Source organism: Pseudomonas sp. (genome assembly GCF_048265905.1).
Classification (GTDB): domain Bacteria; phylum Pseudomonadota; class Gammaproteobacteria; order Pseudomonadales; family Pseudomonadaceae; genus Aquipseudomonas.
Genome location: NZ_JBLXAP010000013.1, coordinates 22,991 through 43,197, shown reverse-complemented (window position 1 = coordinate 43,197; position 20,207 = coordinate 22,991). Strand labels below are relative to the sequence as shown.

The 20,207-nt window shown below is 54.8% G+C and carries 22 protein-coding genes, 1 tRNA gene and 1 pseudogene; 6 read left to right on the top strand and 18 right to left on the bottom strand.

From position 1 onward, the window contains the following. Positions 1-220 precede the first annotated feature (220 nt). Together ACN0UH_RS16145 and ACN0UH_RS16140 are read left to right on the top strand one after the other, a co-directional pair. Positions 221-778 (top strand): glycine cleavage system protein R, encoded by a 558-nt coding sequence (locus ACN0UH_RS16145; RefSeq protein WP_417663015.1) that lies wholly within the window; start codon positions 221-223, stop codon positions 776-778. 59 nt (positions 779-837) lie between these two features. Continuing rightward, a complete protein-coding gene (locus ACN0UH_RS16140; RefSeq protein ID WP_417663014.1) occupies positions 838-1,311 on the top strand; it encodes a peroxiredoxin in 474 nt (157 codons plus the stop codon). Between the two features lie 84 nt (positions 1,312-1,395). Here the strand turns inward: ACN0UH_RS16140 and ACN0UH_RS16135 are convergent, their stop codons facing one another. Further along, positions 1,396-2,475 carry an AI-2E family transporter gene (locus ACN0UH_RS16135; protein ID WP_417663013.1) on the bottom strand — a complete coding sequence of 360 codons (1,080 nt, stop codon included), beginning with the start codon at positions 2,473-2,475 and terminating at the stop codon, positions 1,396-1,398. A 50-nt stretch (positions 2,476-2,525) separates the two neighbouring features. Further along, positions 2,526-2,777, bottom strand: coding sequence for a sulfurtransferase TusA family protein (locus ACN0UH_RS16130; RefSeq protein ID WP_417663012.1), 252 nt, complete (start codon positions 2,775-2,777; stop codon positions 2,526-2,528). 437 nt (positions 2,778-3,214) lie between these two features. Between ACN0UH_RS16130 and ACN0UH_RS16125 the strand changes: the two genes are divergently transcribed. Beyond that, positions 3,215-4,648, top strand: a complete 1,434-nt coding sequence (locus ACN0UH_RS16125) for a M48 family metalloprotease (protein WP_417663011.1) — start codon at positions 3,215-3,217, stop codon at positions 4,646-4,648. Between the two features lie 106 nt (positions 4,649-4,754). Here the strand turns inward: ACN0UH_RS16125 and nadA are convergent, their stop codons facing one another. The 16 genes from nadA to aspS all read right to left on the bottom strand — a co-directional run bounded on the left by nadA (position 4,755) and on the right by aspS (position 18,350). Further along, a complete protein-coding gene (gene nadA / locus ACN0UH_RS16120) occupies positions 4,755-5,813 on the bottom strand; it encodes a quinolinate synthase NadA (protein ID WP_417663010.1) in 1,059 nt (352 codons plus the stop codon). 294 nt (positions 5,814-6,107) lie between these two features. Continuing rightward, a tRNA-Lys gene (locus ACN0UH_RS16115) sits at positions 6,108-6,183 on the bottom strand. Between the two features lie 58 nt (positions 6,184-6,241). Further along, positions 6,242-6,916, bottom strand: coding sequence for a 7-cyano-7-deazaguanine synthase QueC (gene queC, locus ACN0UH_RS16110; RefSeq protein WP_417663009.1), 675 nt, complete (start codon positions 6,914-6,916; stop codon positions 6,242-6,244). A 91-nt stretch (positions 6,917-7,007) separates the two neighbouring features. Next, positions 7,008-7,655 (bottom strand): 7-carboxy-7-deazaguanine synthase QueE, encoded by a 648-nt coding sequence (gene queE, locus ACN0UH_RS16105; RefSeq protein WP_417663008.1) that lies wholly within the window; start codon positions 7,653-7,655, stop codon positions 7,008-7,010. 204 nt (positions 7,656-7,859) lie between these two features. Continuing rightward, entirely contained in the window at positions 7,860-8,657 is a 798-nt protein-coding gene (ybgF, locus tag ACN0UH_RS16100) for a tol-pal system protein YbgF (RefSeq protein WP_417663007.1), read from the bottom strand. Between the two features lie 6 nt (positions 8,658-8,663). Further along, positions 8,664-9,161, bottom strand: coding sequence for a peptidoglycan-associated lipoprotein Pal (pal, locus tag ACN0UH_RS16095; RefSeq protein ID WP_087516229.1), 498 nt, complete (start codon positions 9,159-9,161; stop codon positions 8,664-8,666). A gap of 67 nt (positions 9,162-9,228) precedes the next feature. Beyond that, positions 9,229-10,527 carry a Tol-Pal system beta propeller repeat protein TolB gene (gene tolB, locus ACN0UH_RS16090; RefSeq protein WP_417663006.1) on the bottom strand — a complete coding sequence of 433 codons (1,299 nt, stop codon included), beginning with the start codon at positions 10,525-10,527 and terminating at the stop codon, positions 9,229-9,231. Then, positions 10,524-11,507 carry a cell envelope integrity protein TolA gene (tolA, locus tag ACN0UH_RS16085; RefSeq protein ID WP_417663005.1) on the bottom strand — a complete coding sequence of 328 codons (984 nt, stop codon included), beginning with the start codon at positions 11,505-11,507 and terminating at the stop codon, positions 10,524-10,526. Before tolA ends, tolB begins: the two co-directional genes overlap by 4 nt. After that, positions 11,507-11,959, bottom strand: a complete 453-nt coding sequence (tolR, locus tag ACN0UH_RS16080) for a protein TolR (RefSeq protein ID WP_417663004.1) — start codon at positions 11,957-11,959, stop codon at positions 11,507-11,509. The genes tolA and tolR overlap by 1 nt, the downstream gene beginning before the upstream one ends. Positions 11,960-12,100: 141 nt before the next feature. Next, positions 12,101-12,796 carry a protein TolQ gene (gene tolQ, locus ACN0UH_RS16075; protein WP_417663003.1) on the bottom strand — a complete coding sequence of 232 codons (696 nt, stop codon included), beginning with the start codon at positions 12,794-12,796 and terminating at the stop codon, positions 12,101-12,103. Positions 12,797-12,798: 2 nt separating this feature from the next. Further along, positions 12,799-13,251 carry a tol-pal system-associated acyl-CoA thioesterase gene (gene ybgC / locus ACN0UH_RS16070; RefSeq protein WP_417663002.1) on the bottom strand — a complete coding sequence of 151 codons (453 nt, stop codon included), beginning with the start codon at positions 13,249-13,251 and terminating at the stop codon, positions 12,799-12,801. A 98-nt stretch (positions 13,252-13,349) separates the two neighbouring features. Continuing rightward, positions 13,350-14,411 (bottom strand): Holliday junction branch migration DNA helicase RuvB, encoded by a 1,062-nt coding sequence (gene ruvB, locus ACN0UH_RS16065; RefSeq protein WP_417663001.1) that lies wholly within the window; start codon positions 14,409-14,411, stop codon positions 13,350-13,352. Next, on the bottom strand, positions 14,412-15,017 hold the full coding sequence (gene ruvA, locus ACN0UH_RS16060) for a Holliday junction branch migration protein RuvA (RefSeq protein ID WP_417663000.1): 606 nt from the start codon (positions 15,015-15,017) through the stop codon (positions 14,412-14,414). Between the two features lie 24 nt (positions 15,018-15,041). Then, a complete protein-coding gene (gene ruvC, locus ACN0UH_RS16055; RefSeq protein WP_417662999.1) occupies positions 15,042-15,566 on the bottom strand; it encodes a crossover junction endodeoxyribonuclease RuvC in 525 nt (174 codons plus the stop codon). 200 nt (positions 15,567-15,766) lie between these two features. Next, positions 15,767-16,516 carry a YebC/PmpR family DNA-binding transcriptional regulator gene (locus ACN0UH_RS16050; RefSeq protein WP_087516220.1) on the bottom strand — a complete coding sequence of 250 codons (750 nt, stop codon included), beginning with the start codon at positions 16,514-16,516 and terminating at the stop codon, positions 15,767-15,769. A 58-nt stretch (positions 16,517-16,574) separates the two neighbouring features. Next, positions 16,575-18,350, bottom strand: coding sequence for an aspartate--tRNA ligase (gene aspS, locus ACN0UH_RS16045; protein ID WP_417663087.1), 1,776 nt, complete (start codon positions 18,348-18,350; stop codon positions 16,575-16,577). A 482-nt stretch (positions 18,351-18,832) separates the two neighbouring features. On the opposite strand from aspS, the gene ACN0UH_RS16040 reads away from it, so the two are divergent. From ACN0UH_RS16040 to ACN0UH_RS16030, 3 genes and pseudogenes are all read left to right on the top strand, one after another. Continuing rightward, the gene (locus tag ACN0UH_RS16040) at positions 18,833-19,306 is read left to right on the top strand and encodes a Dps family protein (protein WP_417662998.1); all 474 of its coding nucleotides are present in this window, start codon (positions 18,833-18,835) and stop codon (positions 19,304-19,306) included. Positions 19,307-19,579: 273 nt separating this feature from the next. Then, a pseudogene (locus ACN0UH_RS16035) lies at positions 19,580-19,900 on the top strand (cold shock domain-containing protein membrane protein); the annotation flags it as partial. A gap of 24 nt (positions 19,901-19,924) precedes the next feature. Then, positions 19,925-20,182: a cold-shock protein gene (locus tag ACN0UH_RS16030; RefSeq protein ID WP_417663086.1), complete on the top strand. Its 258-nt coding sequence runs from the start codon at positions 19,925-19,927 to the stop codon at positions 20,180-20,182. Positions 20,183-20,207 lie beyond the last annotated feature (25 nt).

The following is a 20,207-nucleotide window of genomic DNA, read 5'->3' as shown; positions in this document are numbered from 1 at the left end:
CGGACAAACAGTCTAGAAACACCCGTTTCAGGGCGTATTAGCAAGTTATGAGCGTGATACAGCTGGTAATGATCATGCTTGGTGTTTTTCAACGCTTGCCTTGGGCTTGATCAGTCAGTTCGTCGTGGGTGATTCCCCTGAGCAGCGCTTTTCGCTACCCTTCCCCTTTGAGCGTCACTGTTTAAGGTAAGTCGCTCGCTCATTGTTTTAGGAAGGCTGCATGTCCCCCCCCTCAGTACGCGAACAATTCCTCGTTATCAGCGCACTTGGCCCTAACGCCATGGAGCTGACTAACGTCCTGTGCCGCACTAGCCACGAAAACCGCTGCGCAGTAATCAGCACGCGCTTGAGCCGACACGGAGAGTTCAGCGCCCTGGTATTGCAGATCACCGGTAGTTGGGACGCTCTGGCTCGTCTGGAAGCAAGTTTGCCAGCACTGTCTAAAAAGCACAGTTTTACTGCCAACGTAATTCGCAGCGCGGCCACTGAAAACCGCCCGCAGGCTTTGCCTTACGTGGCCTATGTCAGCTCGGTATATCGCCCGGACATCCTTAATGAGTTGTGTCAGTTCTTTATCGACCATAACGTAGAGTTGGAAAACCTGACCTGTGACACCTATCAGGCGCCACAAACGGGTGGCACCATGCTCAATGCCACGCTAACTGTCACGCTGCCAGCGGGCACGCAAATCAGTTGGCTACGCGATCAGTTTCTGGACTTTGCTGATGCTCTCAACCTGGATGCGTTGATCGAGCCTTGGCGCCCACAAACCCCATAAAACCTTGTCTCGCCGTTTTAGGCGCAGCCATTTTGCATAGGGTTTCCAAGGAGTTTTGTATGACAGTGAAGATTGACGCCCCCGTCACCGATTTCCTGGCTCCGGCCACCAGCGAACAGCAGATCCAGCTGTCAGCGCTCAAAGGTCAACAAGTGGTGATCTACTTCTATCCAAAGGACAGCACACCGGGCTGCACCACTGAAGGCCAGGGCTTTCGGGATCAGTTTGCCGAATTCCAAGCAGCCAACACGCTGATCTTCGGGGTGTCGCGTGACGGCTTGAAGTCCCACGAAAACTTCAAAGCCAAACAGGGTTTTCCGTTTGAGCTGATCTCCGACAAAGACGAAGCTGTGTGTAAGCTGTTCGATGTGATCAAGCTGAAAAAGCTTTATGGCAAGGAATACATGGGCGTTGATCGCAGCACCTTCCTGATCGACAAAAACGGTGTGCTGCGCCAGGAGTGGCGCGGGGTAAAAGTCCCGGGGCACGTTGATGCCGTGCTCGCGGCGGCACAAGCACTTAATATAGCCTGATTACCCTAAGTACGAAAAAGGCCACTGTTTAAGTGGCCTTTTTTGTGCGCTGCGTTTAGTAGATAAAACCACCAACGCTGTTGGCTATGAACAGGGTTGCTGAGCAGTCTCGATAATCTCCACTCGCGGCCACGCGTCCAAAAGTGCCTTGAACAGGGTTGCCAATGGAATCGCAAAGAACACGCCCCAGAAGCCCCAGAGGCCGCCGAACAGCAATACCGCACAGATGATCGCCACTGGATGCAGATTGACCGCCTCAGAGAACAGCAGCGGCACCAGCACATTGCCATCGAGCGCCTGGATGATCGAGTAAACCAGCATCAAGTAAAGAAACTGATCGCCAAAGCCCCACTGGAACAAGCCAATCAGCGCCACCGGCACCGTCACCACGACGGCGCCGATATACGGCACCACAACTGACAAACCCACAGCCAGCGCCAACAAAGCTGGATAGTTGAGGCCTAACGCCGCAAAGGCAATGTAGGTCACCACACCGCAAATGATAATTTCGATCACTTTGCCGCGAATGTAATTGGCGATCTGCTTGTTCATCTCCGTTGCGACTTGGCTGATCAGGGTGCGTTCTTGCGGCAGATACCCCCGAAACCATTGACCGATGACTTCGCGGTCCTTGAGGAAGAAAAACACCAGAATCGGCACCAGCACCAGATAGATCATGACACTGATCAACACCGGCAGACTCGACAGCGAAAATGACAACGCCCACTGACCGAACCGCCCTGCCCCGCCACGCAGCGACTCGATCGACTGCAAGACCTGTTGCTCGGTGACCAAGCCCGGATAACGCTCAGGCAGCATCATAAACAATGATTGCCACTCGCCCAGCATGCGCGGCAGCTCATTAAATAACGTGCTGAGTTGATGCCAGAGCAACGGCATCAACCCCAGAATGATTAACGCAAGACCGCTGACAAATAAGGCAAAGACCAGCCATACCGAAATAATATGCGGCACGCGGATGCGCTCAAGCGCACTGACCATGCCTTGCATTAAAAAAGCCAAAACCAGACCCGTTAGTACAGGCGCCAACATGCCGCCCAAGGTCAAAATCAAGCCAAAGCCAACAACCAGTAAAACTGCCAGTATCACCGCCTGCTCGTCAGAGAAGTAACGGTGTAGCCAATCGCGTAAAACCTTGAGCATTAAAAATCCTTGATCAACCGATAATAAGCCGCACTACCAACCGGTATCGCTTAAGCTTTGCGTAACCAATAACGATAAACCCCGCCCTGCACTTCTTCGTGCAACAGGCCGTGGCCAGCCAGAGTAGCGAAAGCGCGAAAATCGCGCTGTGAGCCAGCATCCGTTGCGGTCACTTTGAGCACATTGCCACTAACCAGTTTATTCAACTCAAGTTTGGCTTTAAGCAGTGGCATCGGGCAATTCAAACCGCTGGCATCGACTTCTGCATCAAACGCTGGAGGCGAATCTTGCACATCAGCCATCAAACTATCTCCAAAATTCTGCCGAATAATATGCTTGATATCTTTACCGGTTATTTCATGACTAACAACCGAATAACCCACATGCGCGCTCAGGTACGATTGTCGGAGCGCAACATACGCGATGTAACCCAAGGATGCCATGCTCAGTGGAGCCGCCAAAGGAAGGAAAAACAACCGAAGCGCAAGGCACAAACACTCGCTGTAGCATGTGTTGACTAGCAAAGGGCTCTCCAGCTCCAGCGTCGGCTGCCGCAATGCCGATTGCCGCAGCGACGGGCTGCCCCAGCAAACGGCTGCCGCAGCAAACGGCTGCCGCAACGAACGGCTGCCGCAACAATATCTTTCACTGAAGTTTTCAACGGTTTCCTGGAGGCTCTGGTCATCGCAACCTGATCACAGCTACAGTAGGGACACTAGAAAAACCAAGAGCACCTTGAATGAACTTCCTGCGCCCTGCACTTTTGACGCTTGCCTGCCTGTCAGCCTCGGCTCAGGCTGCCAACGACTTGCCGTCATTAGGCGACGCCAGCTCGGCAATCGTCTCCCCCCAGCAAGAGCATCAGTTGGGCAGAGCCTGGTTGAGTTTGTTACGCGGTCAGGTCAGCCAGTTATCCGACCCGCAGCTCAAAGACTTCGTCGAGACGAGCGTTTATCGGCTCAGTGAAAGCAGCCAGCTGAATGACCGTCGGCTTGAGTTTGTCCTGTTGAACAGCCCGCAAATCAACGCATTCGCCGCACCGGGTGGAATTATCGGGGTTAACGGCGGCTTGTTCCTGTATGCCGAAACTGAAGCCGAATACGCCTCGGTACTCGCTCACGAATTAGCTCACTTATCGCAACGCCACTTTGCTCGCGGCCTCGAAGCCCAGCAACGCATGCAGCTGCCGGTGATGGCGGCGATGCTCGCGGGGATTGTCGCAGCAGCAGCGGGCGCAGGTGACGCCGGTATTGCGGCGATCGCCTCGACACAGGCGGCGGCGATTCAGGAACAGCGGCGCTTTTCCCGGCAAAATGAAGCAGAAGCCGACCGCATCGGCATTATCAACCTGGAGAAAGCCGGTTACGACCCCAAGGCCATGCCAACGATGTTTGAGCATTTGATGCGCCAATACCGTTACGACCGCATGCCTCCCGAGTTCCTGCTGACTCACCCCGTGTCCGAGTCACGTATCGCCGATACCCGCAACCGCGCTGCACAGTTGCCTAGCGGCGGCAAGGAAGACAGTCTGGAATATCAGATCATGCGCGCACGGGTGCAGCTGTTTTATGAAGGCACGCCGGGGCTGGCGGCAAAACGTTTCCGCGCAGAGCTGACAGAAGATCCAAGTAACGACGCCGCACGCTATGGCCTGGCCATTGCACTGATCAAAGGTGGTCGCCAGAAAGAAGCCGGTGAGATTCTGAAACAGTTGCTGAGCAAGTCCCCAAAATCAGTTCCCTACAATCTCGCCCAGGTTAGCCTGGATACCGCGGCCAGCCGCTTGAGCGACGCACAAAGTCGTCTCGAACGGATGCTGCGCGACTCTCCTGACAATTATCCACTGAATCAGGCACGGGTCGACCTGATGATCCGCCAAGGCCGTACTCAAGACGCCGAGAGCAAGCTCAACGCCCTGCTCAAGTCGCGACCGAAAGATCCTGACGTCTGGTACCAGGTCGCAGAAGTACGTGGCCTAAGCGGCGACAGGATCGGCCTGCACCAAGCACGTGCTGAGTTCTTTGCCTTGGTTGGCGACTACAAGCAGGCCATCGAACAACTCGACTACGCCAAACGCCGCGCCACCAACAACTTCCAACTGGCCTCACGGATTGATGCTCGCCAGCGTGAGCTGGTTGCCGAGAAACGCATGATCGACGAAATGCTCAATTAATCGACTAAGCGACGGACAACGCCATGCTTGTCCGCCGCGAACCCAACAGCAATGCACTCAACGATAAGCACAGCTCGTTGACAGCAAGGGTGATTGAACAACTGCCTTAGGCGTTGCCGGACAGCCTCATGCGCGCTGCCTTGGTGAACTCAAGCATGCGCGTCAGCGGTTTGATTGCTTTGGGAATCAGCGCTGAATCAACAAAGATTTCATTGCTGCCTTCACGCAAGCAGCTCAGCGTACGCTCAAGGGTGTTCATTGCCATCCACGGGCAATGCGCGCAACTCCGGCATGCCGCGCCGTTACCTGCGGTCGGCGCCTCGACAAACTCTTTATCCGGGCACAACTGCTGCATCTTGTAGAAGATGCCGCGATCGGTTGCGACGATAAATTTCTTGTTCGGCAGGCTTTGCGCCGCCGCGATCAACTGGCTGGTCGAACCGACTGCATCCGCCAACTCAATCACCGCAGTCGGTGATTCCGGGTGAACCAACACGGCAGCGTCTGGATACAGCGCCTTCATGTCTTCAAGCTGCTTGGCCTTGAACTCTTCGTGGACGATGCAGGCGCCGTCCCACAACAGCATGTCGGCGCCGGTCTTGTTCTGGATATAACGCCCCAGGTGCTGGTCCGGTGCCCAGATGATCTTTTCACCGTTGTCCATCAGGTGCTCGACGATCTCGACCGCGCAGCTTGATGTCACCACCCAGTCGGCACGCGCTTTAACCGCTGCTGAAGTATTGGCGTACACCACCACGGTGCGCTCAGGATGTTGATCACAAAAAGCAGCAAACTCATTGATAGGGCAACCCAGATCCAACGAACAAGTGGCTTCCAGCGTCGGCATCAGCACGCGCTTTTCAGGATTGAGAATCTTCGCCGTCTCGCCCATGAACTTAACGCCTGCCACCAGCACGGTTTGGGCCTCGTGCTGGTTACCAAAACGTGCCATCTCCAGTGAGTCGGAAACACAGCCACCGGTTTCTTCGGCCAGCGCTTGCAGCACCGGATCACAGTAATAATGCGCGACCAGCACAGCGTTCTGCTTTTTTAGCTCCGCGGCAATTTCAGCGCGATAAAACGCCTCTTGCTCGGCGGTCAGTGGCGCCGGTTGCTTGGCGTCTAGGTGCGCCTGAACCAGAAGGCGTTCGGAAATCTGCGTCATGTCATCAGGCCCTGTAACGGTCTATCAGCACGGGATTCAAGTATACCCCTGCTGCTGGCAATACAAGCGCCGAACAGACAGGTGTACAAGCGTAGAGGCTGGAGCGGGCCTGTTATCTTCAGGCCTCGATTGGGGTAGCGGCGGGCATAATATCGCGTTCAGGCAAGTTTGCTCAAACAGCATGACCTACCTAGCCAGCGCACAAACAAAAGGCACAAAAAAACCCGAGGTTCTGCAAGAGAACACTCGGGCTTTCTCCCTTTACAGCCAAGCAATCTGACTATGAAGGCAATATGGTGGGTCGTGTGGGATTCGAACCTACGACCAATTGGTTAAAAGCCAACTGCTCTACCAACTGAGCTAACGACCCGTTGCGGAGGCGCATAATACTGATTTAACTCAGCATTTCAACCCTTTAACGCATTTTTTTAGGCATATCGGGTTGGATCGGCAACGCCCGCGGCAATGAATCCCTCACTGCGCAAGCGGCAACTGTCGCACTTGCCACAGGCTCTACCCTGGTCGTCTGCCTGGTAACAGGACACAGTCAAAGCGTACTCAACGCCATGGGCAATCCCGGCCTGAACTATTTGCGCCTTGCTCATGTTTTGCAGTGGTGCCTGTATCCGAAATCCATTGCCTTCTACACCGGCCTTGGTCGCTAAATTGGCCATGCGCTCGAATGCTTCGACAAATTCTGGGCGGCAATCCGGGTAACCCGAATAGTCCACGGCATTGACGCCGATAAAAATATCACGCGCGCCCAGCACCTCTGCCCAACCGAGCGCCAACGAGAGGAAAACAGTGTTACGCGCAGGCACGTAAGTCACTGGAATGCCTTCAGACGGCGCCTCAGGCACATCGATGCTGTTGTCAGTCAATGCCGAACCGCCCATGCCGTTAAGGTTTAAACCAATCACCTTGTGCTCGACGACCCCCAACTGCTTGGCGACATGCTCTGCAGCCTGCAACTCGGAGCGGTGGCGCTGACCGTAATCAAAACTCATGGTGTAGCAGGCATAACCCTCGGCTTTGGCCAGAGCGACCACGGTTGCCGAATCAAGGCCGCCGGAAAGTAAGATGACAGCTCGTTTAATACTCATATTGAATCCTCGCGCCTTAGCTTAGGACGCCATGCTCAGATTGAAGGCTTACAACGCAAATCCTGCGTCGGCATAAAATCACTGGGGCCAGTTAACGGCCTTGCTCGTCATTCCAGAGAATTTTGTGCAACTGCAATTGCAGGCGAACCGGCAAATTGTCGGCGACGATCCAGTCAGCCAGATCACGCGCGCTGACTTGCTGGTGGCTTGGCGAAAACAGCACCTCACCGGCACGCTCATTGAGCCGATACTGAATCAGTTTAGTCGTCGCCCAGTCGTAATCTTCACGGGAGCAAATGACGAACTTGACCTGGTCATTGCGGGTTAGCAGGTCAATATTCTCGTAGCGATTGCGCGCCACTTCCGCTGAACCCGGTGTTTTCAGGTCAAGAACCTTGCTCACACGCGCGTCAACCGCTGAAACGTCGAGCGCGCCACTGGTTTCCAGCGACACCTCAAAGCCAGCGTCACACAGGCGCTCAAGCAGAGGGATGCAGTTTGGTTGGGCCAAGGGTTCGCCACCGGTGACACACACGTATCGCGGTGAATAGCTGGCGATCTTTTCGATGATGGCGTCAAGCGACATCAACTCGCCGCCATTGAAGGCGTAGGCGGTGTCGCAATATTGACAACGCAGGGGGCAGCCAGTCAGGCGCACGAATACTGTGGGTAAACCAGCAGTACGCGTCTCCCCCTGCAGCGAGAAAAATATCTCGGTGATGCGCAGGGTCTTTTGCATATAAGCCACGGGCGTAACAGCTAAACAGGCTGTCCGCCTCCGTTGCGGGAAAGAAAGGTGTTAATCATTACGAATAACACCCAGGACAAGCACAGTTAGCCTATCCACCAATGAAAACGCCGCGCTCAGTTTGGGCACGGCGTCTTTTACAATTTCAATTTCAATTTCAATTCAAACATCAAACCACTGCACGAAGAATTTAAGCTACATCCGCTGCAGGTTGCGCTGGGCAAGCTGCGCTGCAGATGAATTCGGGTATTGCGCAATCACTTGCTGGAATGTGCTCTTAGCCTTGGCCTGATCACCTAGGCGCTGCTCAACATCGCCCAGCTTGAACATCGAATCAGGCACTTTGCTGTGCTGTGGGTACTTTTGGGCAACGTCGGCAAATGCCTGTGCGGCACCTTGCAGATTGCCTTGAGCCAGGTTGACCTCACCCAACCAGTACTGGGCATTGCCAGCATATTGGCTTTTAGGGTACTTACGCAAAAAAGCGCTGAACGCCTGATTGGCTTTGTCAAAATCTTTAGCCTTGATCAGGTCGAAGGCAGCGTCATAAAACAGCTTTTCCTTCTCTGGATCTGGCTCACTGGCCCCAGCTGCTGGCTGGGAGTTTGGCGTCGCGTCGGCGCTTGTAGCGCCATCCGCTGAAGAATTCTGTGTAGCTGCAGCACCCGCACCCGCTGCCCCACTGCTCAGCCGTTGATCAAGGTCCTTGTACCGCTCAAGGTTCTCTTGTTTCATCCGCTGAATATCGTTTTGCTGCTCTTCAAGCATGCCGCGCAGCCGGCCGATCTCGTCCTGCATCTGCTGCAACTGATTGAATAGCATGCTCTGCGCAGAGGCCGGAGCTTGCGCTCCGCCTCCTGCATAAGCGCCGGACGCCTCATAACTCGGGGCTGGATAGCTGCCCGAGTTACTGTCGACAACTGGAACCTCAGCCCAGGCCACAAGTGGCAGGCTGAGAGCGAGTAGGCTTACGAGACGTCGGCACTTTTGCATATCGAATTACTTACGCAGTTCGACGCGACGGTTCTGAGCCCACGACTGTTCGTCGTTGCCAGTCGAAACTGGACGTTCTTCGCCGTAGGAAACCAGTTCCAGCTGAGCAGGAGAAACGCCCTGCAGAACCAGGTAGCGTTGAACGGCTTTCGCACGACGCTCGCCCAGAGCCATGTTGTATTCACGCGTACCGCGCTCGTCGGTGTTGCCTTCCAGAACGACGCGAGCGCCATTGCCTTTCAGGTCTTTAGCGTGAACGTCCAGAGCGCGCATGGCTTCTGGCTTCAGGTCCGAACTGTCGTATTCGAAGTAGAAAGTAGTGATAGCACGCAGAGCAGCTTCTTCGCTCATGTTGCCGTCAACCGAACCCGCGTCAGCACCGTAACCAGCGTTAGGATCGATTGCGCCTTCGCCAGCGGTATCGCCGCCTTTAGAAGAACAACCAACAGCAACAGCCAGAGCCAAGCTCAGCGCAGCAAACTTACCAAATTTCAGCATTTCCATCATATAGCTCCTAATGAACCCCAGTGTGTTAAGCAAAATTGCAAAGTAACAAATGTACAACGCCGCATCAGTTCAGGTAGGGGGACCAGGAAGGCTCTCGAACTTCGCCTTGAGCGGTAGGAAGAGGGAGCCTGACGCGACCATTTACGGACGCTAACATCAAGACTCCCCGACCCTGCTGGCGGGTTGCGAAGATTATCATGGTGCCATTAGGCGCAACAGTGGGTGATTCATCCAAATTTGTAGATGAAAGTATCCGCACGTTTCCGCGCTGCAGGTCTTGAGCCGCTACTTTGAAGTTGGTGAAGCCCTCTTGGCGATGAATCATGACCAAGGTTTTCTCATCAGCAGACAGTTTTGGGTTGGCGTTGTAGTTACCTACAAACGTTACACGTTCAACTGAACCGCTATTGATATTGGTTTTATAGATCTGTGGCTTGCCGCCACGATCCGATGTGAAGTAGATAGTTTGACCATCTTTACCCCAGAACGGTTCGGTATCAATACCAAACTGGTTCGTCACCCGGCGCAATGACTTGGATGCCATATCCATCACGTAGATTTCCGGGTTGCCGTCTTTGGACAAAACAAATGCCAGGCGATTGCCATCCGGAGACCAGGCTGGAGCGCCATTGAGACCTTCAAAATTGGTGATCTGCTCACGACGACCGGTATCGATATGCTGGACGAAGATGCGCGGGCGACGCTGCTCGAACGACACATAGGCAATACGCTTGCCATCCGGCGCGAACGAAGGCGACAGGATTGGCTCACGCGACTGCAACAGGGTTACAGCGCGAGCGCCGTCGTAGTCCGAACGCTGCAGGGTGTAGCGCGTGTTATCCACTGAAAAACGCTCAGCCGTGACATAGAGCAAGCGAGTTGAGAATGCACCCTTGACGCCGGTGAGCTTCTCAAACGCCTGATCGGAGATGTAATGCGCCATGTCACGCAGCTGATCAGTCGTACCGCCAACAGTACCGGTCATCACCTGCTGCTCAGTGGCCACGTTAAACAGTGCGTATTGCACCTGAATACGGCCACCAGCAGGCACCATGCTACCGACCAGAACATACTGCGCGTTGACCGCTTTCCAGTCGCGGTAGATCACTTCGCTGGCCTGGGTCGGCTGGCTGATCATGTTCTGACGAGGAATGGGCTCGAATACACCTGAGTTGCGCAGGTCATTGCCGACAATCTCGGCAATATCATCAGGCAGCACACTGCCGCCCTGCCATCCAAAAGGCACCACAGCAATTGGCGTAGCGCGGTCTGTACCGGTGCTAATGACCAGTGGATCAGCCGCCTGTACTGCGCCGACCATCATGGTCAAACTCAGTAGAACGATACGCATCAGGGTATTCACAGATCTAAATCCTCCGGTTTGAAGATGGCGCGACGCTTACGGTACTGGCTGTCAAACGTTGCACGATCAAGTTGTTGCATCTCAGAGATACGGCCGACGTTACGCACGGCTTGTACGGCTGAATTATCAAAAGGTGCATCGCCACTGGAGCGCGACACAGTGGCATTGGTGATGGTGCCATCCGGCAACATCTCTATCAGCACTTCAACACTCATTCCATTACGTGCCGAAGGCGGACGACGCCATTGTTCACTGACCAGCTTGATGATCAGGTCATCAAGGCTGCCAGCCACTTTATCACCGACTTCATCAGCCAATGCTTGCTGGTGGCCCACATCATCAGAGAGCAACTCAGCCAAAGCAGCGGCTTTTTTATCCTCTACAGCTTTACGGCGCGCCTCTTCGGCGGCCTTTTTCTTGGCGTCCTCCGCTGCCTTCTTTTTCTTCGCGTCTTCGGCCGCTTTCTTTTTTGCGTCCTCAGCTGCTTTTTTCTTGGCGTCTTCTTCCGCCTTCTTCTTGGCGTCCTCGGCCGCTTTTTTCTTGGCGGCGTCATCGGCTTTCTTGGCTATTGCGGCCTTTTTCGCTGCATCAGCCTTGGCTGCTTCCGCCTTTTTGGCCGCGTCAGCCTTCTTCGCAGCATCGGCTTTTTGAGCTTCCTCTGCTTTCTTTTGTTCCGTTGCCTTGGCCGCCGCTACTTTCTGTTCTTCAGCCTTTTTCAGCTCCAACTGCTCCGCTTCGTACTGCGGAGCGGCTGTTTTCTTCTTTTCACCGGCAATTTTCTGGTTGGTCTGCGTGGTCGCCTGACTCTGCGATTTAAGCTGATACAACGTCGCCTGAACGATCGGCTTGGCAGGTGGCAGGTCGGGGGCAAAAGCAAAACTGACAAACAGCATGCCGAACATCAACGTGTGCAGGGCTACTGCCCAGACAATCGGCCAGAAATAGTTTTCTGAGGTGGAGCGCTCACGTTGCTCGCGCATTACGGGGCCTCGGTAATCAGCCCGACGTTACCCACGTCAGCCTGCTGCAAACCACCCATGGCAGCCATCACCGTGCCGTAGTCGACCGATTTATCACCGCGTACAAACACCTGAACCTGTTTGCCCTGGCGACGACTCTCATTGATGATCGCTGTTACCGCCTGAGTCATGCCGTCGAGCGATACCGCTTGATCCTGCACGGTGTCGGTGTCGACTTCAGTTCCCATGTTCCAGTAATACGACTTGTCGGCCTTGATCGAGATCGTCAAGACTTGCGCGTCGTTGTCCTGCGGCAAAGTCTGGCTGCTGACTTGCGGCAGATCGACCTTGACTCCTTGGTTGAGCATTGGCGCAGTCACCATGAAGATAACCAGCAGCACCAACATCACGTCGATGTAGGGCACCACGTTCATCTCGGCGACCGGCTTGCGTCTGTTACGAATTCTGGCCATCGCTTAAAAACCTATCGAGTGAGCCAACAGCTAAACCAGCCCTTGGCAGAATACCGCGTCAGCGTTGAGTGGTTGGCGTGCGGTTATTGCCCGCCTGACCCTCGCTAAACAGCTGACGCCCGCTATCAAATCAACTGGCGGTCAGTCTTCTGTTGTATGTACTTTACGGTGCAGGATCGCGTGGAATTCGTCGGCGAATGTGTAATAGCGAGCAATGAACATTTCACCGCGCGAAGAGAAACGGTTGTAGGCGATTACCGCTGGAATCGCTGCAAACAGGCCGATTGCAGTCGCAATCAATGCCTCAGCGATGCCTGGCGCTACAGTCGCCAGCGTGGCTTGCTGCACCTGAGCCAAGCCGCGAAAGGAGTTCATGATGCCCCACACGGTGCCGAACAGGCCGATGTAAGGACTGGTTGAACCCACGGTCGCAAGAAACGGCAGGCTTGTTTCGAGCTTCTCTTCTTCACGCGAGATAGCCACACGCATGGCGCGGGCAACGCCGTCCATGACCGCATCAGGGTGAACATTTGGCTGCTGACGCATGCGCGAAAATTCTTTGAAACCGGCGCGGAATATTTGCTCCAGACCTGAATCCGGATCAGGATTGCTACCCGCCTGACGATACAGCTTGGACAAATCGATACCTGACCAAAAGCGCTCCTCGAACGAATCGAGAGAACGCTTGGCAGCACGGAGCATGGTGGTGCGCTGGAAAATCATGATCCAGGAAGTGACCGATGCGGCCACCAAGGTCAACATTACCAACTGAACAACCAGGCTGGCATTGCTGATCAAACTCCACATCGACATGTGGTCAACGGCGTTGGCTTCCACGCTTACTCTCCTGCTGTAGATGTACCCGCGCCGCTCTGCTCAGCAAAGGCTGTGCGCAAAGCTTCGGGAATGGCCCGGGGTTTCAAATTGTCGGCGCGCACACAGGCCACCAAAAACTGCCCTTCACAGAGCAGCACATCATCCGCAACCCGCCTGACTTGTTGACGAAACTTCAGGCTGACACGGTTCAATTCAATTACTTGCGCACTTACTTTTAGCTCATCGTCGAGCTTCGCCGGTGCGTGGTAACGCACTTCAGTCGAATGCACGACGAATAACAGGCCCTCACTTGCCAGCGTCGATTGGGAAAAACCCAGCGATCTCAGCTGTTCGGTGCGAGCCCGTTCCATAAACTTGAGGTAGTTGACGTAGTAGACGATACCGCCGGCATCAGTGTCTTCGTAATAAACCCGACAATGATAAGCGAACGGCTGAACTCCGTTTTGCGCGCGCATACTTTAGTGCTAGCTCCTAGTCTTGCCAATTGGGTAGAGCAAATATATTTTCGCCATCGCTAACCACTCACCCGTTATTCAACCGACGACTGGCCAGGTTATACAACCGAGTCCCCGTCAACACTGAACAGATCTGCGGCTGGAAGTTCCCCCATACGCTTCGGTACATTGAGTCCAAAATGTAAGTAAGCATGCCGTGTAACGACACGCCCCCTTGGGGTGCGCATGATGTAGCCCTGCTGGATCAGATACGGCTCCAGCACATCTTCAATGGTGTGACGCTCTTCGCTGATCGCAGCCGCCAAGCTATCAACCCCTACCGGACCGCCATCGAACTTCTCGATCATGGTCAGCAACAGGCGACGATCTTGATGATCAAAGCCACGCTCATCCACATCCAGCAAATTGAGCGCCAAATCGGCAACCTGACGACTGATATCACCATTGCTGCGCACTTCAGCGAAATCACGCACGCGGCGTAGCAAGCGGTTGGCGATACGCGGCGTACCACGGGCGCGGCGGGCAATCTCGAATGCGCCCTGCGCCTCTATCGGCAAATTCAAAATACCAGCTGAACGGGTGACGATAGTCGCCAGATCATCGGTGTTGTAAAACTCCAGACGCTGGACGATACCGAATCGGTCACGCAGCGGATTGGTCAACATGCCCGCGCGGGTGGTGGCGCCGACCAAGGTAAAAGGCGGCAGATCAAGCTTGATCGAACGTGCTGCTGGGCCTTCGCCAATCATTATATCGAGCTGGAAATCTTCCATCGCTGGATACAGCACTTCTTCGACAATCGGCGAAAGCCGGTGAATCTCATCAATAAACAGCACATCGCCCGGCTCAAGATTGGTCAGCAGCGCGGCCAGATCACCAGGCCGTTCAAGTACCGGACCCGAGGTGCTTTTGATCGACACGTTCATCTCTTGGGCGATGATATTGGCCAGCGTGGTCTTGCCCAAACCTGGCGGGCCAAATATCAAGGTATGATCCAGCGACTCTTTACGCCCTCTTGCCGCCTGAATAAACAGCTCCATTTGCTCACGCACACTTGGCTGGCCGATATATTCAGCTAGCGTCAGCGGACGAATCGCACGATCGACCTGTTCGTCGCGGTCGCGCGTGCTGGCGGTAATCAGGCGGTCAGCCTCTATCATTTAAACCATTCCTTTCAGAGCGCGACGGATCAAATCTTCACTGCTCAGACCATCTTCTTTGACGGCCGAGACCGCACGACTGGCTTCTTGCGGCTTGTAGCCCAGCGAGATCAACGCACTTACCGCGTCATTCTCGGCACTTGGTACAGCCACTCCAGCCGCAGGCGCCACCACCAGAGATGTCATGCCTGGCAAGGTTTCCCAGGCCTTGAAGCGGTCCTTGAGCTCGACCAGCAAGCGTTCCGCAGTCTTTTTACCGACGCCGGGAATCTTCACCAGCGCCGAGGTATCTTGCGCCTGGACACAGCGCACCAACTCGTCGACCTCAAGCCCGGACATCAATGCCAACGCCAGCTTGGGACCCACTCCGTTGAGCCGGATCAGCTCGCGAAACAGCTCACGCTCACGCTTCTCAAAGAAGCCATACAACAACTGTGCATCTTCACGCACGACCAAATGAGTGTGCAGCGTCAGCGGCTCTCCTACTGAAGGCAAACGGTACAACGTTGTCATGGGTACTTCCAACTCATAACCCAGACCATTCACATCCAGAATCAAATGCGGCGGTTGTTTCTCCGCCAAGGTGCCGCGTAAACGTCCGATCACCGTTAAATCCTTAAAAAATTCAAACTACAAACGAAGGCGCCCGCCACGTCGCTTGGCACCGGCCAGACCATGGGGAATAAGACTTTGCCGATGATGGGCATGGCACAAGGCAATGGCCAAAGCATCTGAAGCGTCGATCTGTGGCTTTTTTACCAGTTTGAGCAAGTGCATGACCATCATTTGCACCTGCTCCTTGTCCGCGCCACCCGTGCCAGCAATTGCCTGCTTGACCTGGGTTGCAGTGTATTCACTTATATCCAGCCCCGCCTCGGCCCCTGCGACAATCGCCGCGCCACGAGCCTGCCCCAGCTTAAGCGCCGAGTCGGCATTGCGCGCCATAAACACCTGCTCAATACCCATGGTTACCGGGCCATAGGTTTCGATCACCTCGCGCACGCCACGAAACACAATTTGCAGGCGCTCAGGCAGCGGGCCATTGCCCGTGCGAATACAGCCCGAGGCAACATACTCGCAGGTGCGCCCGGTGTCGCGTACCACGCCGTAGCCGGTGATCCGTGAACCTGGGTCTATCCCTAGAATCAGTGTCATAACAGCAGGCTCTCACACCGATGAATTAAAAGTCGCCGTCTGGGCTGCAGGGTCCGGCAACGCGAAGCTTGTCCATCATTTTGCCAACCAACAAGCCAAAGACAGGATACTGCCGATGGTGGATGCATAAAGCGTCATCCAGCCCACCACTGCAAAACGCCGATCAATTAAAAAAGCCGGAACTTACTCCGGCTTTTTCGTTACCCCAACTGGGCCATGACCTCGTCAGGAATCTCAGCGTTTGAATGGACATTCTGCACATCGTCCAGATCTTCGAGCATATCGATCAACTTAAGCACTTTCTGCGCCGTATCGACATCCTCAAGCGCTGAGTAGGTAGACGGCAACATCACCACCTCCGACTCCTCGGCCTTATAACCTGCCGCACTCAGAGCTTCACTCACCGCGATAAAGTCGACAAACGCGGTAAACACGTCGATCGACCCATCATCGTTTGTGACGATATCATCTGCGCCCGCTTCAAGAGCCGCTTCCATCAACGCCTCCTCGTCCAGGCCCGGGGCGAAACTGATTTGCCCTTTACGCTCGAACATATAAGCGACCGAACCGTCGGTGCCGAGGTTGCCACCGCACTTGGTGAACGCATGGCGCACCTCGGCGGCCGTGCGGTTGCGGTTGTCGGTCATCGCTTCAACGATGATTGCCACGCCACTCGGCGCGTAACCTTCGTAGCTGAGCTCTTCAACTTTTTCGCCATCCGCCGAACCCACACCACGAGCAATGGCCCGATCAATGGTGTCGCGCGTCATGTTTGCGGTCAGGGCTTTATCAACCGCCAAACGCAGACGCGGGTTATCCGCCGGAATCCCACCGCCCTGACTTGCAGCAACTGTCAGCTCACGAATAAGTTTGGTAAAGATCTTGCCGCGCTTGGCGTCTTGACGACCTTTGCGATGCTTGATGTTTGCCCACTTGGAATGACCCGCCATAACAACTCCGCTTTCTATTACTTATGGGCGCCCACTTAACGCGGGCGCCCAATGCTTATTACTCAGCCTTTGGCTGTTCACGCAGGCGAATGTGCAATTCGCGCAGCGCTTTGTTATCGACCAGACCCGGTGCTTGCGTCATCACGCAGGCAGCACTTTGGGTTTTCGGGAAGGCAATCACTTCACGAATCGACTGTGCGCCGGTCATCAGCATCACCAGACGATCAAGACCGAATGCCAGGCCACCATGCGGCGGCGCACCGTACTTCAGCGCATCGAGCAGGAAGCCAAACTTCTCTTCCTGTTCAGCCGCTTCGATACCCAGCAGACGGAACACAGCTTGCTGCATTTCCTTGCGGTGGATACGAATCGAACCGCCACCCAGCTCAGTGCCGTTAAGCACCATGTCGTACGCACGCGACAGCGCGGTGGCCGGATTGGCCTCCAGCTCTTGCGGGCTGCACTTCGGTGCAGTGAACGGGTGATGCAGAGCGCTGAAGCTGCCGTCGTCGTTCTCTTCGAACATTGGGAAGTCGACCACCCACATTGGCGCCCACTCACAGGTCAGCAGATCCAGATCGGTGCCAAGCTTCAGGCGCAGCGCACCCAGCGCCTCGCTGACGATTTTAGCTTTGTCCGCACCGAAGAAGACGATATCGCCGTCAACCGCGCCCACGCGATCAAGGATCACGTTCAGGTTGTCCAGCGGGATGTTTTTCACGATTGGCGACTGCAGGCCTTCTACACCGCTGGCGCGGTCGTTGACCTTGATGTAGGCCAAGCCGCGAGCGCCGTAGATCCCTACAAACTTGGTGTAGTCGTCGATCTGCTTGCGCGGCATGCTTGCACCGCCCGGAACGCGCAGCGCGGCAACGCGGCACTTCGGATCATTGGCCGGGCCGCTGAACACCTTGAATTCAACGTCTTTGAGCTGGTCTTCAACATCAACCAGTTCCATTGGGTTACGCAGATCCGGTTTGTCCGAACCATAACGACGCATGGCTTCGGCAAAGGTCATGTGCGGGAACTCGCCAAACTCGACGTCAAGTACTTCTTTAAACAGCTGGCGCACCATCTTCTCGGTAATGCCCATGATGTCTTTTTCATCGAGGAAGCTGGTCTCGATGTCGATCTGGGTGAATTCCGGCTGGCGATCGGCACGTAAGTCTTCGTCACGGAAGCACTTGGCGATCTGGTAGTAACGATCGAAACCAGCAACCATCAACAACTGCTTGAACAGCTGCGGCGACTGCGGTAAAGCGAAGAAGCTACCCGGATGGGTACGGCTAGGCACCAAGTAGTCGCGGGCGCCTTCAGGAGTGGCGCGGGTCAGAATTGGGGTTTCAACATCAAGGAAGCCATTTTCGTCGAGATAACGACGAATGCTGGTGGTGATGCTCGAACGCAGCTTCAGCTTGGCCGCCATTTCTGGGCGACGCAGGTCGATAAAGCGATAGCGCAGGCGCGTTTCTTCGCCGACATCGGAGTATTCGTTGAGCGGGAACGGCGGCGTTTCGGCTTCATTGAGCACTTCAAGCTCATAGCCAAGCACTTCAATTGCGCCAGAGGCCATGTTCGAGTTGCCTGCACCAGCTGGACGCAGACGCACCTTACCGGTGATCTTGACCACAAATTCGCTGCGCACTTTGTCGGCGACAGCAAAGGTTTCAGCACGATCAGGGTCAAACACTACCTGAGCCAAGCCTTCACGATCACGAATATCGAGGAAAATAACCCCGCCGTGGTCACGGCGACGGTGGACCCAGCCGCAAAGGGTAATTTCCTGACCGTCCAGGCTCTCGTTCAACTGGCCGCAATAGTGGCTGCGCATCATGATGGTAATCGCTTCTCTTGAGTCTTGAATTCGTATGGCTGCACGTTCGAACGCCAAGCGTACGACTTGCAGCATTTAGCTTCAGGCAAATCTGGCCGTATAGATGTATGCACTAATTTGTGTTGATCACACACAAGATACAACAGGCAATCGCCCTGCACTGAGCTTGGGCAGCGCAAAACACCGGCATAAATCTCGGCAAAGCGCGAGATTATATATGGTTAAGCCGCTACATGCAGCCGCCCCGCTACGGCTATTCGATCACAGACTGCATCACTCACCGTGATCAGCCAATCAAACAGACCTGATCGCCAGCGCCATTGCCAGTCAATAGTTGACAATTATTGAACCAAAAGGCCCTGAATAGACTCAAGCAATGACACCCATTGAGACAAGCATCGGCACAGTGCCATACTGCCGATGCTAAAATTTTCCCATTACGGGGCACATCACCTCACGCCCAACCTGAGAGGATAAATGGTATGGAAATCAACATCGGAATCGCCGAACAGGATCGCGCAGCAATCGCCGAAGGGCTTTCTCGCCTGCTGGCAGACACCTACACCCTGTATCTGAAAACCCATAATTTTCACTGGAATGTCACCGGCCCGATGTTCAATACCCTGCACCTGATGTTTGAAGGTCAGTACACCGAACTGGCAGTCGCGGTTGACGATATTGCTGAGCGCATCCGCGCCATTGGCTTCCCAGCACCGGGCACCTACGCGGCTTACGCTCGCCTTTCCTCTATTAAAGAGGAAGAAGGTATTCCCAACGCCCAGGACATGATCAAACTACTGGTTCAAGGCCAGGAAGCTGTGACTCGCACTGCACGCGGAATTTTTCCGCTGCTGGAAAAGGTTAACGATGAGCCAACAGCTGACCTGCTGACCCAGCGTATGCAAGTCCACGAGAAAACTGCCTGGATGCTGCGCAGCCTGCTCGCCGCCGAATAAAGTTTCACATGGCATTGCCACAAGGCCCGACATGTTCGGGCCTTGTTATTACCACCCAAATTATTTGCCACCAACAAAAGCTGCGAGACAACAGCCCGGCAGCATTGAGTCGCCCTGCCCTTTACTGTTAAATACGCCTCCGTGCTAGCAACTCCGCTTTTGGCTTTTTTAGCACGCCTGCCTGCTTACGCTATCCACGCCTTTCACATCTACGGCAACGCATAGGCAGCCAGTTTTCCTAGCGATTCGTTAAATTAAGTGAGCTCATTGAACATGTTGAAAATCGTCCACCTACTAACGGGCCTAGCAGCCCTGCTTCTATCTTTTGTGCCTAGCCTTACAAATAACGCCCCGGCATTCCTGCAACACGCCGACGCGCTATGCCTTGCCTTGTTTGGCCTCCTTAACCTCACCCTCGCACCACAACTGCCGATCTGGCATGCCGGACAGCGCAGCTACCTGCAAAATCTGGTCTCTGTACTTTTATTAACTGCAAGCGTGCTGCAAGCCCTGGTTTTACTTGCACCATTGCCAACCATCGCAAACCTGCCAGCAATACTCTTTAGCTTACTGGTGTTGGGTGCAGGCGTACTGCTACACCTGTGCATCAACCTGCGCTTGGCTTCACGTCAGTCAACCTCTACACCGACTGACGCCAACCGCGAAAATGGCACAGTCAAGTGGTTCAATACATCCAAGGGGTTTGGCTTTATTTCCCGCGACTCCGGCGATGATATTTTTGTCCACTTCCGGGCAATTCGCGGTGAAGGCCACCGCGTATTGGTCGAAGGCCAGCGTGTAGAGTTCTCAGTGATGCAGCGCGACAAAGGCCTGCAAGCTGAAGATGTGATTGCCGCACCGCCCGCACGGCGCTAATCGGTCAATACAAAAAACCCGCATC